Genomic DNA, 14,500 nt, shown 5'->3' on the forward strand with positions numbered 1-14,500 from the left:
CTTATTTAAATAGCAAAACAATCAGGTTCTTCAGCGCCTATATAGGTAGGGGACCAGAAGGCCGCAAGGGCTTAAAACCATAAAAATCAAATAAAAAGGCTTTCACAAAACAGTCTCTTCCCCCATATATGGGGCGTAGTGGTATTTTTTAAGGACACTTTCTCCCATGGATAAGGAACCGCGCTCTGTTACAGGCGATTTGATAACAACGCTTAAAGACTTGGCAGTCATTGCTTTCTTTTACGTGGTTTTCACAACAGTCGGTTGGGCCAGTTTCCATATTCCCAGCGGCAGCATGGAGCCGACACTGGAAGTAGGTGACCGAATTTTTGTCTCTAAATTTTCCTACGGCTATAACCGCTTTTCCTTTTATTTTGATCCGCCGATTTTCGAAGAAAAAATCTTTGAAAGCAAACCAGAACGCGGTGATGTTGCTGTCTTTACATTGCCTTACAAAGATTACACGGATTACATCAAGCGCGTGATCGGGCTGCCCGGCGACCGTATTCAAATGAAAGCAGGCAGGCTTTATATCAATGGCAAGGTCGTCAAACGCACCTATGTTCGCGACGTGGAATATACCAGCTACAACGGATTTGAGCTGCGTGTAAAAGAATATATCGAAGAGTTACCAGGCGGAGTGAAACACCGGATTTATGAGCGCACTGACCGTGGTCGCGCCGATGATACCCCGCTGTATGTCGTACCAGAAGGCCATTATTTCATGATGGGCGACAATCGTGACGGCTCTGCCGACAGTCGGGAAATGGACGGTATCGGATTTGTAGCCAGCAAATATATTGTTGGCCGCGCTGACATCACAACATTCAGCCTGTATGACTGTGATCAGGGCAAGGATGTTTACTGCCCTGCAGGTATTCCGCTAGGACGTTTCTTCAAAGGCCTTTAAGCCGCGGTCCCTGCCTGTAAAACCCAAAAATCACAGCCCGTCCGGATTATGTTAGCCAGATCGGATTTTCGAGCTTTTTGATAAAGTCTTCGTGGGCTGCTTTCTCATTCTCGGGAACATCAAATGTCCGGTAGGCACGTTCTTTTTTCTGACGCGCAGAATTAGCCGGACCGGCATTTACAGCCAGATCAAAACCGGCCTGCCGTCCCCCGGTCAATTCGATATATACATCTGCCAGGATTTCACTATCCAGCAAGGCTCCGTGCAAGGTACGGTGCCCATTTTCAATACCAAAACGCTTACACAGGGCATCAAGGCTATTGGGGGATCCCGGAAATTTGTTGCGCGCAATTGCTAGTGTATCCAGAAACCGTTCCTGGGGGATAATAGGCTTGCCCAGGTTTTCCAGCTCCCAATTGATAAACCGCATATCAAAGTCAGCGTTGTGGGCAACGAGCACACTGTCAGATCCGACAAAGTCAATAAACCCGTCTATCACCTCGGCAATAACAGGCTTGTCTGATAAAAACTCGGTCGTCAGTCCGTGCACCTTAACCGCAGATTCAGGTACATCCCGTTCTGGATTAATATAGACGTGATAATGTTCCCCGGTCAGCACTTTGCCCACCATTTCGACGCAACCGATTTCAATAACCCGGTCACCTTTCATGGGGTCAAAGCCCGTTGTTTCCGTATCAAACAATATTTCCCGCATTAGTCTTCCCTGATTTTCTCTACAATCTGCTTAACCTGCATTTCAGCATGGTCAAAACCCTTACCGGTATCCACAATAAAGTCCGCTTTCGACCGTTTTTCAGCATCCGGCATTTGTTTTGCCAGAATGTTCTCGAATTTCTCTGGTGTCATGTTTGGACGTGCAAGCACCCGTGTACGCTGCTCAGACGCAGGTGCAGAGACAACAACCACATAATCGCATGCCTTATCACCGCCCATCTCAAATAAAATGGGTTCGTCAAAAAGAATAATATCTTTGCCTGCACTTTCGGCACTATGCACAAACGCCTGTCTTTCCTCGGCGACCAGCGGATGCATAATGGCTTCCAGACGTTTCAACGCTGCTGCATCGCCAAACACCATTGCCCCCAGTGCCGGACGGTCAAGAACCCCGTCCGCGACGCTGCCTGGAAATTCCTTTTCAATCAGGGGAAGGGCCCGCCCACCGATACCCTGTAACGCATGCACAGCCGCATCCGCATCAAAAACAGGAACGCCGTTCGCTTCAAACATTTTCGCGGTAGCGGACTTTCCCATCCCAATAGACCCGGTCAGACCGATAACTTTCATAGTAACTGCCCTTCCAGTTTTGTCCGTAGTTCAGGGTCAAACGCAACCTCTTCCCCGAACCAGATCTTAAAGGCTGCGGCCGCCTGATAGACCAGCATTCCCAAACCGTCCACTGTTTGCAGGCCCCTGCTTTTTGCAGCCCTTAGCAGCGCCGTTTCGAGAGGCTTATAGACAATATCATACACCACAGTATCTTTTCCTGCTGATGCCAGATCAAGATCAAGGTCGGGAAACCCTGTCATGCCTAGCGTTGTGGTATTAATTATTACGCCAGCCGCGGAAACGCAGTCATTCCGGTCCTGCCAATCCGCAACTGCAATCCGGTCGCGTCCCAATTCTGCTGCAATAACATCAGCTTTGGCGCGGGTACGGTTTACCAACATCACGAACGGCACTTGCTCGCCCAAAAGGCCCATAACAGCCGCGCGGGCTGCGCCGCCAGCACCTATTACAAGTGCGGGTTTATCCTTTGGGTATGCAGGGGCTGACTTTTTTAAATGAGTGATCAGGCCAATGGCATCGGTATTGAAGCCGGTCAGACCGCCATCAGGACCGACTTTCACCGTATTAACAGCGCCCATTTGCCGGGCCAGAGGTGCGACTTTGTCCAGAAAAGGCAATATTGCCGTCTTATGCGGCACCGTAACATTATAGCCAACAAGCCCTGCTGTCCGCGATGCTGTCACAAACGCCTGCAGCTCATCAGAGTTGACCGCAAGTTTACCGTACTGACCGTGAATATCACATGCTTCCATCCAGTGAGTATGGATCACTGGTGACAGACTTTGCCCAATGGGGTCGCCAATAACCAGCGCCCGCAGTGTATCTGGAATATTCAGAGTAAAATCAGTGGCCATTATTTAAATACACCCTACACCGAAATTAAGAGGAAACAGCTTGTCAGACGATATACCGATTAAACAGCCAAAACACCATAGCGGCGCAAAAAATCCAGAACAGGAAGCAGAGGCATCCCAAGAATAGTATAATAATCCCCCTCTACCGCTGAAAATAACTGAGCACCCAATCCTTCATAATGATAACAGCCGACCGAGGAGAGAATAGCCTCGCCTGCCTCGGCTACATATCCTACTATGAAAGTATCAGACAGTGGACGCACCGTCAGCTTTGCTGCGTCCAGAGAGCGCCAAACAGGCCGACCATCCAGGGATATTACAGCCGCAGACATCAAAGTGTGCATACTGTCCGACAGTGTAGACAAAGTTTGTCTGGCTTCATCAAGACTTGAACATTTCGAGAGTATTTTCCCATCATGCACCAGAATTTGGTCTGAGCCGATCACCAGCGCCCCCGGATTGAGCCGGGACACTGACAGGGATTTCAATTCCGCGAGGGCATCCACTGTTTCCCGCGGTGCTGCCCCTTCCTGACATAGAGCAATTTTCACCGCTTCTTCATCAATGGCAGCTGGCATACTATCTAGTTTAACGCCAGCGTTTTGCAGCATTTTCAAGCGGGTGCTGCTACCGGACGCAAGAATAACTGGCGGTGTAACATTCAGGGTCATACGTTAGTAATCCTGCTTATTTATAATGTAAGGTGAGTTGATAGGGAGCAGACGTCTACTGCAAATCAACCGGTAACCGCGCCGTTTTGCCATTTTCGTTTAACCAGGTATTATATTTATTGAGCACAGCCGCCGCCGTTTCTTCGATCGACCGACGCGTGACATCAATTGTCGACCAACCACGCTCTGCACAGTAACGCCTGCACTGTTTCACTTCATCCTGAATTAAATCAAGATCTGTATAATCACCGCTTTCATCCTGATTGATAGACCGTAGGCGATTTGTCCTGATCTGCACTAACCGGTCAGGGCTGGTCGTCAGCCCAACAACAAATTTACCCTCCATATGATCCAGTTCCGCAGGCATAGGACAATTGGGGACAAAAGGGACATTGGCGGTTTTCAGCCCCTTGTTTGCCAGATAAATACTAGTTGGTGTTTTTGACGAACGGGATACGCCAACAAGGACAATATCAGCCTGGGGCAAATCCATAGCCAGTTGGCCATCATCATGGGCCATGGTGAAATGAAGAGCATCAATGCGCTGGAAATAATGCGCATCCATCATGTGCTGACGCCCAGGTTCATGACTAGCTTTTTGGTTAAAGTAACTGCCAAGAAGATTGATAACCGGGTCCAGAATAGACAGGCTCGGGATATTCTCCTCTAAACACCTTTGTTCGAGAACATCGCGAATTTCAGGGTTCACAAGTGTATAAAGAACAAGACCCGGCGCATCCAGAATATCCCCCATCAGCCGGTCCATTTGCAGGGCTGACCGTATCAGCGGCCAAAAGTGTTTCTGAACGTTTACGCCTTCAAACTGCACTAGGGCCGCAGAGACAATTGCCTCAAGTGTTTCACCTGTTGCATCCGATACCAGATGCAGATGATAGCTTTTTGAATGTCGTTCTTTCATGCGCTGTATAGCCTTGTGGATAACTTGTGTAGAAAAATGACAAAAACACGTTCCGGGGTTTTTACTAACTCTGTCCAAAACCTATACCAAGAACAATTGTTTTTTTCCAAAGGCACGGCAAAACAGGAATAACTTCTATACTGCACCAAGTTATCCCCATTATCCAAAAACATGTTTTACACGGGAGAATCCTTGTTTTTTTGGGTACTACGCCAAATTCATACAGAAGTTATCCACATATCTTTCCTGAAAGACCAATCTATGTTGAATATTGGTACAAATCTGTGGATAAACAGTTTTCCCCATAGTTCACAGCTATCAACAACCACTACTATCCTTTATATTTAAATATATATGTATTAGTAAGCCTGTGAATATATCGATCTAACTGAAAGATTTCCGTCTTATGACCAAGATACTTCTAAAGACTCTCAAGGGAAACACCGGTGACCGCGTTCCATTTTGGTTTATGCGCCAGGCTGGCCGATATTTGAGCGAATACCGCGAAGTTCGCGCCACCGCAAAAAACTTTATGCATTTCTGCTATAGTCCTGATCTGGCCACAGAAGTTACACTACAGCCAATCAGACGGTTTGGCATGGACGGGGCTATCCTGTTTGCAGATATACTTGTTGTTCCGGACGGTCTTGGCCAAAAGGTCTGGTTTGAAGCAGGTCTTGGGCCACAGTTGGAGCCTGTACAGAATGAAACAGCTTTCGACAAGCTGTCACTGGATGGTTTTCATGACAAGGTTGGCAATGTTTATGAGACACTAAGACGGCTTTCCCGTGAATTACCAAAAGACGTTACACTGCTTGGTTTTGCTGGCGCACCCTGGACAGTGGCGACCTACATGGTTGAAGGCAAAGGCAGCAAGGATCACGGCGCCGCAAGACAGCTCGGATACGGTAATCCTGCCTTGTTTGACCGCATGCTATCCATTCTTGTTGATGCAACGTCAGAATATCTCATCAAACAAATTGAAAATGGTGCAGATGCCGTACAAATTTTTGATAGCTGGGCTGCAGCAATCCCAGAGCCGTATTTTAGAAAATGGATCATTGAACCAACACGGGAAATTGTCTCCAGAGTAAAGGCAAAGTTCCCGGAAACGCCTGTAATTGGTTTTCCGAGATTGAGCGGTACCCTGCTTGAAACCTACGTCCGGGAAACGGGCATTAATGCTGTTTCCCTTGATACAGGGGTTTCGCTTGACTGGGCTGCCCAGCATATCCAGCCGCTTATGCCCGTGCAGGGTAACCTGGACCCCCATCTTGTTGTTGCAGGCGGGGACGCTATGGAAAAAGAAGCCTTGCGCATTCTGGACGGCTTAAAAGGCGGTGGTCATATCTTTAATCTTGGACACGGCTTCGTTCCTGAAACGCCGGTCGAGCATGTGGCAAGATTATCTGAAATCGTGAAGAATTACCGGCGATAGGATTGTACTTATGGACTTTTTATCCGATAACTATCTGATAATAAAAGGACTTCACATAATCCTTGTGATTTTCTGGATGGCGGGACTGTTTATGATGCCGCGCTATCTTGCCTATCATATGCAATCTGATATTGGATCAGATACGGACAAGGTGTGGCAACAGCGCGAGCGGGCTTTACTGCGGATCATTATGAACCCTTCCATGATCGGTGCGTGGGTACTGGGCATCCTTCTTCTTGTTCCTCAAATGTCTGATATTGGGGCCTGGTTCCACGTGAAAGCGACCTTACTGATCGTGCTGACAGTGTTTCATATGATGCTGGCACGGTGGCGGCGTCTTGCTGCTGACGGGGTTCGGCCACGTACTGAAAAATTCTTTCGCATGGTCAATGAAATCCCGGCGATTGCGATTATCATTATTGTCATGCTTGCAGTTACCAAACCCTTCTAAACGGTTGCTATATTGAAACTGTTTCAATTTTCTTGACACTGTAGGCAGACATGGTAGCCTTTTAGACGGTATCAACACTGGGTGGTACCGTCACATCATCTTTTCGTCCCAACGGTCTTCTTAATCAGAAACACATGAAGAATTTCAGGGGTAAACTTCAATTTCAGGTTTCGACCATTCATCAACGGTCAACCTTTTCCAGATAGCGGAACAGTCCATGCATCTACAGGACCTAAAACTAAAATCACCAGCAGATCTCCTTTCACTTGCCGAAGAAGTAGGCGTCGAAAACGCAAGCAGTATGCGCAAACAGGATATGATGTTTGCAATTCTTAAACAGCTTGCCGACGATGATGTGGAAATTTCAGGCGGCGGCGTTATTGAAATTCTGAGTGACGGCTTTGGTTTTCTCAGAAGCCCGGAAGCAAATTATCTACCAGGCCCGGATGATATTTACGTAAGCCCCAGCCAGATCAGACGATTTGCGTTGCGCACAGGCGATACAGTTGATGGCCAGATCCGTGCGCCGAAAGACGGGGAACGGTATTTCGCGCTGTTGAAGGTTTCAAAGATCAATTTTGAAGAGCCAGAAGCAACGCGGCATAAGGTGCATTTCGATAACCTGACTCCGCTGTATCCGGACGAGCGTCTGAAACTTGATCCTGATGATCCAACGGTTAAAGATAAATCGCCTCGCGTGATTGATCTGGTGGCACCAATTGGTAAAGGCCAGCGTGCTTTGATTGTGGCACCGCCCAGAACCGGTAAAACTGTTCTGTTGCAGAATATTGCCAAAAGTATCACCCGCAATCACCCTGAATGTTATGTGATTGTTCTGTTGATTGATGAACGTCCGGAAGAAGTGACCGATATGCAGCGTAGCGTGGAAGGGGAGGTCGTATCCTCAACTTTTGACGAGCCAGCCAGCCGTCACGTACAGGTTTCAGAGATGGTTATCGAGAAGGCCAAGCGCCTTGTCGAACACGGCAAGGATGTGGTTATCCTTCTCGACAGTATTACGCGTCTTGCGCGGGCATATAACACGGTTGTGCCATCGTCAGGTAAGGTTCTGACAGGTGGTGTTGATGCCAACGCCCTGCAGCGTCCAAAGCGTTTCTTTGGTGCGGCACGAAATATCGAGGAAGGTGGTTCTCTGTCGATCATTGCAACGGCTCTGATTGAAACCGGTAGCCGCATGGATGAAGTGATCTTTGAGGAATTCAAAGGTACTGGTAACTCTGAAGTTATTCTGGACCGCAAGGTGGCAGACAAGCGCGTATTCCCTGCAATTGATATTCTTAAATCCGGTACCCGGAAAGAAGAATTGCTGGTTGACCCTGCGACACTGTCGAAAATGTGGGTTCTGCGCCGTATCCTTACACCAATGGGTACTGTGGATGCGATGGAATTCCTGCTGTCGAAACTGAAAGACAGCCCAAACAATGATGATTTCTTCGCACAAATGAATAACTAATTTCTTGCCGCTCGTAAGCAGCGACAGGATATTTTTCCAATCAAACGAGCCTGTGCGAGACATTGTACCGCATGGGCTTTTCATCAATGGAAACCGACAACATGCATCTTACTATTTTCGATATTGATGGTACTTTGATCAATTCCTCAGCCTTCGAGGATCGTCTTTATAGTCAGGCGGTGAAGGACTGCCTGCAACTGGACTGTCCGACAAACTGGGAAGGATATACGCATGTAACCGATGCGGGTATTTTGGCGGAGCTCATATTCAAACAGCTGAACCGGGAAATGACTGATAAAGAACTGGCCATGGTTCGGGATCGGTTCATTGAACTCATGATGGATGAACTGGACAGTAATCCGGATGTTTGTCAGCCAATCGCCGGTGCCCATGAATTGTTGGAAAAACTTCATAACAGCGACAATCATATGGTTGCCATTGCAACGGGTGGTTGGGGGACAACAGCCTGTTTCAAGCTGGCGACGGCCGGGTTTTCTATTGACCGGTTAATCATTGCAAGCAGCGATGATCATTTTGACCGTATGGAGATTATGACACTTGCCCGTGAACGCGCAGAGGAGCGTGTCGGAGAAAAGGGATTTGAAACAATCACCTATGTTGGTGACGCACCTTGGGACGAGCTGGCGAGTGAAGGACTGGGTTGGAGATTTATCGGCATTGGCGAGATGCTCCCTCATGCAGACATAAAAATAGAAGACTATCTGGAAAAAGACGATTTGTTTTTTCTATAGTTTCGCGATAGCTTTTCCCTGTTAATAAAAATTATCAGGGGAATTTTGTCATGAAGAAGACACTGACCGGTCTGTTCGCAGCGGGGCTTTTACTTTCATCCAGTTTGACTATGGCTGTGGACACGGATCTTAGTGCAGCGGTAAAAGCTGACTATGACAGCCATTTAAAAGATTTATTTATCCATTTTCACCAAAATCCTGAGTTGAGTTTCCAGGAGCATGAAACAGCAAAACGTATGGCAGAAGAATTACGTGCTGCTGGTTTTGAAGTAACCGAAGGTATCGGTAAAACCGGTGTTGTTGCTATTATGAAAAATGGTGATGGCCCGCTTATCGCCATGCGCGCTGATATGGACGGTCTGCCGGTAGAAGAGAAATCCGGCCTATCTTATGCATCCAAGGCTACACAGGAAGATATGTTCTCTGATAATGCGCTTGTCCCTGTGATGCATGCCTGTGGTCATGATGTGCATATTACTAGTCTGGTAGGCACCGCACGCCGCATGGCTGAAATGAAGGATAAATGGGCAGGTACCCTGATGTTGATCGTGCAGCCGGCAGAAGAACGAGTTCTGGGTGCCAAGGCTATGATGGACGACGGCATTTGGGAGAAATTCGGTAAGCCTGATATGGCGCTGGCGTTCCATGTTTCATCCGGCGATGAAGCAGGGGTAGTGAACGTTGTACCAAGCAGCCCGTACGCAGGCGTTGATACGGTTGATATTATTGTGCACGGCATCGGGGCGCACGGTGCAAGCCCGCATACAGGTAAAGATCCTGTCCTGATTGGATCCCAGATTGTTGTTGCCTTGCAGACACTGGTATCAAGAGAATTGGCACCGCGCGAACCTGGTGTTGTAACCGTTGGATCATTCCATGCAGGGTTGAAGCATAATATTATTTCTGACAAAGCTGTGCTGCAGTTGACTGTAAGAAATACCAGCCTGGAGACACGGAAACTACTCTTGGACGGTATCAAGCGTATCGCAGTAAACATTGGACGGGCAAACGGTCTGCCAGATCATTTGTTGCCAGAAGTGAATGTACTTGATGAAAGTTCACCGCCAACAATCAATACGCCGGAACTGGCAAATCGCCTGAAGGCTGTATGGATTGAAAAAATGGGTGACGACAAGGTAACTAGCATTATGCCAACTGGCATGGGTGCAGAAGATTTTCCATTCTTCACAACGGATCCTCATATTCCGTCTGTTTACTGGGCCATTGGTGGTACACCGAAAAAAGATATGGATGCGGCCAAAGCAGGAACTGGTCCGGCAATTCCAAGCCACCATTCACCGATCTTCAAGATCACACCAGAGCCAGCTGTTCGTTCAGGTGTAGAATCTACAGTGCATGCACTATTGGAATTGATGCCAAAATAATAAATCGACTGGTACGATTGAAAGGCGGCTTTTTGCCGCCTTTTTTGATTGATAAGGAAAAAATATAAGTAAAACAGTGTCTTATATGTCACTTGATTTAAAGACTCTGTGGAGTCTTTCTTGGGGTTTTACATACCGATATAGCCGAGACGGGAAAGATGCGCTTCAGCGGGCTTTAAAATGGCAAATATTGCGATTTTGATGGCTAGGGTATCTATATGTGGCATTTATGGTAGTAAAATAGTCTGCCCACTGGTTTTTCTGGCTTCCAGGTCTTTATGCGCTTGAACAGCATCCTTTAAAGCATACCGCTGGCGAATATCGGACTTGATACTGCCGTCTTTGATAGCACTGAATACACGGCCTGTGCATAGTTCCAGATCTTCACGGGTTGCGACATAATCCATCAGGGTAGGGCGGGTTAAGAAAAGCGATCCCTTGACAGCCAGTAACCCGGGTGGAATTGGATCGACGGGGCCGGTAGCGTTACCGTAGGTAACCATGGTGCCGCGGCGCTGCAGGCAATCAAGCGATCCCATAAATGTATCTTTGCCGACACTATCATAGACAACAGGCACGCCTTCACCGTTGGTAATTTCCATGACCTTATCGGTGAAATTCTCTTTGGAATAATTGATTGTATGGTGGCAACCGTTAGCTTTTGCAAGCTCTGCCTTGGCGTCAGTACCAACCGTTCCAATAACTGTCACTCCGCGTGCAGAAAGCCACTGACAGGCGATCAGACCAACACCCCCGGCAGCTGCGTGAAATAATACTGTATCGCCTTCTTTCACTGGATATGTTCGGTAAGTCAGATATTCAACCGTACAGCCCTTTAGCATCAGGGCAGCAGCATCTTCATCGCTAACACCTTCGGGGATCTTAACGATATTGGCTGCGGGTATCAGGCGTTCACTTGCATAGGCACCCAAGGGGCCAGCAGGATACGTAACTCTATCCCCAACTTGAAAGCCGGTAACGTCTGCACCAATTTCCGTAATAATACCTGCTGCCTCCAGACCAGGAGTAAAAGGGAAGGGAACAGGGTAAAGACCAGTCCGGTGGTACGTATCAATATAATTCAGACCGATGGCAGTTTGCTGTATTTTGACCATTCCTGCGGACGGCGTTTCAAGTGTGACATCCTTTGCAGCCAGAACATCAGGACCACCAGCTTTTGTTGCTTCGATAATATAGGTCATCGTTTTATCTCCTCCCCACTATTTTTTTATACACAAGTAGAAAGAAACAGATACCTGTGTAGTGCTTTCTTCTTTGGTCAATCAGTTGTTATTTAAGATGTGCAGCAAAGAAATCTGCCGTGCGCTTATTCGCCAGTGTCGCGCAGTCACTATCATAATGATTACCGTTTGGCCGGGCGAAGGCATGATCAGCATCATAACTGTAGAGAGAGACAAATTTATTAGTGCCTAGCCCTGTATGGATTTTTTCCTGTGCTTCCGGGCTTACAAATTGATCTTTTTTTGCGATATGCAGCATCAAGGGTGAGGCGATATTGTCGGCTTCCTGCAGGGTACTTTCGATGGATACCCCATAGTATGAAACTGTTGCATCCGCCAACTGGTTACAAGCAACCATATAGGCAAGAAACCCGCCCAGGCAGTATCCAACGGCGCCAACACGTCCGGTGCTGCCTGGTAAAGTTTTTGCCGTCTCATAGGTGGCTTTCAGGTCTTCAATACCTTTTGCCATATCAAAACTGCCAAAAAGGTCGAAAGCCTGCTGTAGTTCAGCATCTGTTTTATCCGTAAGTTCAATGCCGGGTTTATGGCGCCAGAACAGGTCAGGACATATCGCGATATATCCCTGGTCTGCCAACGTATCGCAAATTTCGCGCATACCAGCATTCACCCCAAAAATTTCCTGAATGGCAATGATAACAGGCGCATTTGCATCCGTTTTGGGTCTGGCAACATACGCCCCAAAAGAGCCGGTACCGTCTTGTGCCTCTATTGAAATATCAAAAGCCATTATACTCTCCCATACTGGTTTTGCGGTCTGGAATACATTTATCAGACAGATAAAAATCTAGTAAATCTACTAGGTCAAAACACTATACTGTGAGGATTGAAGGGTTCAACAATTCCTTATAAATCCAACTCGTATGAAACCGGCAATGCCCCTTCCAGGACAAGAAGAGCCCGCTTGGTAATAGGCCCACCATCGCCGCTATAGCCACCAAGCTTGCCACTGGCTGCGACAATTCGGTGGCACGGTATCAGAATCGGCAGAGGATTAGCACCGCAGGCATTCCCAATCGCCTGCGCGGCAGATTTTAACTCAGCAGATATATCTCCGTAGGTCATTGTCTCGCCGTAGGGTATCTCCAGCATGCGCTGCCAGACTTTTTTCTGATGGGCAGTTCCGTCAGCATCCATTGGCAGATCAAAAGTTTTACGGTCACCATCAAAATATTCATCCAGCTGTCTTTTTGCCTCTAGTAAAAGGTCATTTGGTTCCTGAAAAGGAGACCAGCCCCAGTCAACAGAGACGATAACACCGTCAATCTCTGTCAAGGTCAGGTCTGCCATTGGTGTGTGCATGGACAATTGCGGCATGGTTGGTAGCTCTTTATCTTGGATACAATCTGGTTTACATATAGCGCAAAGATGTATCATAGCCAGGAGAGACATCCCATGAAAATAACCATCAATGTTGACTGCACGCCTGAAGAAGTTCGGAAAACTATGGGACTGCCTGATGTGACCGAATTGAATGACCAATTGATCGAGGCGATGAAAGACCGCATGGCAAATGGTTTCTCGCCAGAGGAAATGGACAAACTGATGCGGACTTGGATTGCGGGTACTGGTACCTCTATTGGCGAGATGCAAAAAGCCTTTTTCTCGATGATGGGATCTGGCAGTAAAGACTAATATAATGGTTCAGGATACAATTTATGCCTTGTCCAGCGGGCAGGGGACTGCTGGTGTTGCCGTTGTTCGTATCAGTGGCGATCATGCTTTTTCTGCCTTGGATAGTCTGGTGCAGGGAAAAGATATTAAACCCCGCTATGCGACCCTGGTCACGCTAAAAGACCCAGTATCAGGTATGAGACTGGATCAGGCACTGGTACTTACATTTCCGGGGCCGAATAGTTTTACTGGTGAAAATGTTGTTGAACTTCACCTCCATGGGGGCAAGGCAGTTGTAACCGGTGTACTGGATTGTTTGTCTTCAATGTCAGGACTTAGACTTGCAGAACGGGGTGAGTTTACCCGGCGCGCCTTTGAAAATGGCAAGCTTGATCTGACAGAAGCAGAAGGTCTGAACGATTTAATTCATGCAGACACTGCCATGCAGCGGGAACAGGCGCTGCGCCAAATGGGGGGGGAACTTCGACACCTGTACGAAGACTGGCGGTCACGGTTATTATCGCACCTTGCTCATTTGGAAGCCGATATTGATTTCCCAGATGAGGACCTTCCCGAAGGGGTGGCGGGCGCAGTGCGGCCTGTGATTAGAAGCCTTCTGTCAGAGATTGAAACTCATCTGTCCGACGGAAAACGGGGGCAGGCGCTACGGGATGGGCTTCGTATTGTGATCCTGGGCGAACCGAACGCAGGAAAGTCAACGCTGCTGAATTTTCTGGCGAAGTCGGATGTTGCGATTGTGTCGGATGAAGCAGGCACCACACGGGATGTTCTTGAAGTTCAGTTGGATTTGGGGGGCTTTCCGGTGCGCCTGATTGATACCGCAGGTATCCGCGAAAGCTCAGGTAGTGTCGAGAAAGAAGGCATTAGACGAGCAAAGGCGCGGGCGGAAGAAGCTGATCTGAAGCTGATATTGATACCAGCCCCCACATGGCCGAAAATCCCAGAAGACATGAAGCCTTTCCTTGACGATACGGCAATCATACTTGTCTCTCAGTGTGACAAAGCAGAAATGTTCCACGTGGAACAATCAGACACATCTGTCTTGCCTTTGTCTGTGAAAACTGGGTTTGGTATGGAGGCATTTTTAGCTCACCTGACACATCTGGTGGAAGATAAAATCAGTCTGACAGAAGCACCAAGTCTGACCCGATTACGCCACCGGTTGGCACTTGAAGATGTAGTGGGACATCTTAACAGGTTTCAGGAAAATGCCGGATTCGATGCTGTCCTTGCGGCAGAGGATGTTCGAATGGCATGTCGGTCTCTGGGTAAAATCACCGGCAGGGTCGGCGTAGAAGTTATGCTGGATATCGTTTTCTCTGATTTCTGTATCGGTAAATAACACATCACCAGCAAATATCTGATCTGAATGTTCCACGTGAAACATTGATCATCTGGGTATTTCCAATCAGGCTACTTGTCTGATGGCTTTTGCGGCTTT

General features: G+C 47.8%; 16 protein-coding genes. 8 read left to right on the forward strand and 8 right to left on the reverse strand.

Annotated elements, in window-relative coordinates; all coding sequences use genetic code 11:
* Positions 1-166 precede the first annotated feature (166 nt).
* Positions 167-910: a signal peptidase I gene (gene lepB / locus IE181_RS03520; RefSeq protein ID WP_191250158.1), complete on the forward strand. Its 744-nt coding sequence runs from the start codon at positions 167-169 to the stop codon at positions 908-910.
* 46 nt (positions 911-956) lie between these two features.
* On the opposite strand, the gene dnaQ is transcribed toward lepB, so the two are convergent.
* The 5 genes from dnaQ to IE181_RS03545 form a co-directional block, all read right to left on the reverse strand.
* Positions 957-1,625 (reverse strand): DNA polymerase III subunit epsilon, encoded by a 669-nt coding sequence (gene dnaQ, locus IE181_RS03525; RefSeq protein ID WP_191250159.1) that lies wholly within the window; start codon positions 1,623-1,625, stop codon positions 957-959.
* Positions 1,625-2,215 (reverse strand): dephospho-CoA kinase, encoded by a 591-nt coding sequence (gene coaE / locus IE181_RS03530; RefSeq protein WP_191250160.1) that lies wholly within the window; start codon positions 2,213-2,215, stop codon positions 1,625-1,627. Before coaE ends, dnaQ begins: the two co-directional genes overlap by 1 nt.
* Positions 2,212-3,072, reverse strand: a complete 861-nt coding sequence (gene aroE / locus IE181_RS03535) for a shikimate dehydrogenase (RefSeq protein WP_191250161.1) — start codon at positions 3,070-3,072, stop codon at positions 2,212-2,214. Before aroE ends, coaE begins: the two co-directional genes overlap by 4 nt.
* Positions 3,073-3,131: 59 nt before the next feature.
* Positions 3,132-3,737, reverse strand: coding sequence for a Maf family protein (locus tag IE181_RS03540; RefSeq protein WP_373308357.1), 606 nt, complete (start codon positions 3,735-3,737; stop codon positions 3,132-3,134).
* Positions 3,738-3,798: 61 nt separating this feature from the next.
* Positions 3,799-4,662 (reverse strand): pyruvate, water dikinase regulatory protein, encoded by an 864-nt coding sequence (locus tag IE181_RS03545; protein WP_191250163.1) that lies wholly within the window; start codon positions 4,660-4,662, stop codon positions 3,799-3,801.
* A gap of 406 nt (positions 4,663-5,068) precedes the next feature.
* Here IE181_RS03545 and hemE point away from each other — a divergent pair, with 406 nt between their 5' ends.
* The 5 genes from hemE to IE181_RS03570 all read left to right on the forward strand — a co-directional run bounded on the left by hemE (position 5,069) and on the right by IE181_RS03570 (position 10,162).
* Complete coding sequence (gene hemE / locus IE181_RS03550; protein WP_191250164.1) at positions 5,069-6,100, forward strand: uroporphyrinogen decarboxylase; 1,032 nt, start codon at positions 5,069-5,071, stop codon at positions 6,098-6,100.
* A 10-nt stretch (positions 6,101-6,110) separates the two neighbouring features.
* Positions 6,111-6,551: a CopD family protein gene (locus IE181_RS03555; RefSeq protein WP_191250165.1), complete on the forward strand. Its 441-nt coding sequence runs from the start codon at positions 6,111-6,113 to the stop codon at positions 6,549-6,551.
* A gap of 217 nt (positions 6,552-6,768) precedes the next feature.
* A complete protein-coding gene (gene rho / locus IE181_RS03560) occupies positions 6,769-8,025 on the forward strand; it encodes a transcription termination factor Rho (protein ID WP_191250166.1) in 1,257 nt (418 codons plus the stop codon).
* A gap of 101 nt (positions 8,026-8,126) precedes the next feature.
* Entirely contained in the window at positions 8,127-8,777 is a 651-nt protein-coding gene (locus tag IE181_RS03565) for an HAD family hydrolase (RefSeq protein ID WP_191250167.1), read from the forward strand.
* 50 nt (positions 8,778-8,827) lie between these two features.
* Positions 8,828-10,162 carry an amidohydrolase gene (locus tag IE181_RS03570; RefSeq protein ID WP_191250168.1) on the forward strand — a complete coding sequence of 445 codons (1,335 nt, stop codon included), beginning with the start codon at positions 8,828-8,830 and terminating at the stop codon, positions 10,160-10,162.
* 227 nt (positions 10,163-10,389) lie between these two features.
* Here the strand turns inward: IE181_RS03570 and IE181_RS03575 are convergent, their stop codons facing one another.
* The 3 genes from IE181_RS03575 to IE181_RS03585 all read right to left on the reverse strand — a co-directional run bounded on the left by IE181_RS03575 (position 10,390) and on the right by IE181_RS03585 (position 12,741).
* Positions 10,390-11,364: a quinone oxidoreductase family protein gene (locus IE181_RS03575; protein WP_191250169.1), complete on the reverse strand. Its 975-nt coding sequence runs from the start codon at positions 11,362-11,364 to the stop codon at positions 10,390-10,392.
* An 88-nt stretch (positions 11,365-11,452) separates the two neighbouring features.
* Positions 11,453-12,154, reverse strand: a complete 702-nt coding sequence (locus IE181_RS03580) for a dienelactone hydrolase family protein (protein WP_191250170.1) — start codon at positions 12,152-12,154, stop codon at positions 11,453-11,455.
* 116 nt (positions 12,155-12,270) lie between these two features.
* A complete protein-coding gene (locus tag IE181_RS03585; RefSeq protein ID WP_191250171.1) occupies positions 12,271-12,741 on the reverse strand; it encodes a methylated-DNA--[protein]-cysteine S-methyltransferase in 471 nt (156 codons plus the stop codon).
* 78 nt (positions 12,742-12,819) lie between these two features.
* Here IE181_RS03585 and IE181_RS03590 point away from each other — a divergent pair, with 78 nt between their 5' ends.
* Positions 12,820-13,059 (forward strand): DUF6489 family protein, encoded by a 240-nt coding sequence (locus IE181_RS03590; RefSeq protein ID WP_191250172.1) that lies wholly within the window; start codon positions 12,820-12,822, stop codon positions 13,057-13,059.
* A gap of 4 nt (positions 13,060-13,063) precedes the next feature.
* Positions 13,064-14,401, forward strand: coding sequence for a tRNA uridine-5-carboxymethylaminomethyl(34) synthesis GTPase MnmE (gene mnmE, locus IE181_RS03595; protein WP_191250173.1), 1,338 nt, complete (start codon positions 13,064-13,066; stop codon positions 14,399-14,401).
* Positions 14,402-14,500 lie beyond the last annotated feature (99 nt).

It is taken from the genome of Kordiimonas sediminis, assembly GCF_014656395.1.
GTDB lineage: Bacteria > Pseudomonadota > Alphaproteobacteria > Sphingomonadales > Kordiimonadaceae > Kordiimonas_A > Kordiimonas_A sediminis.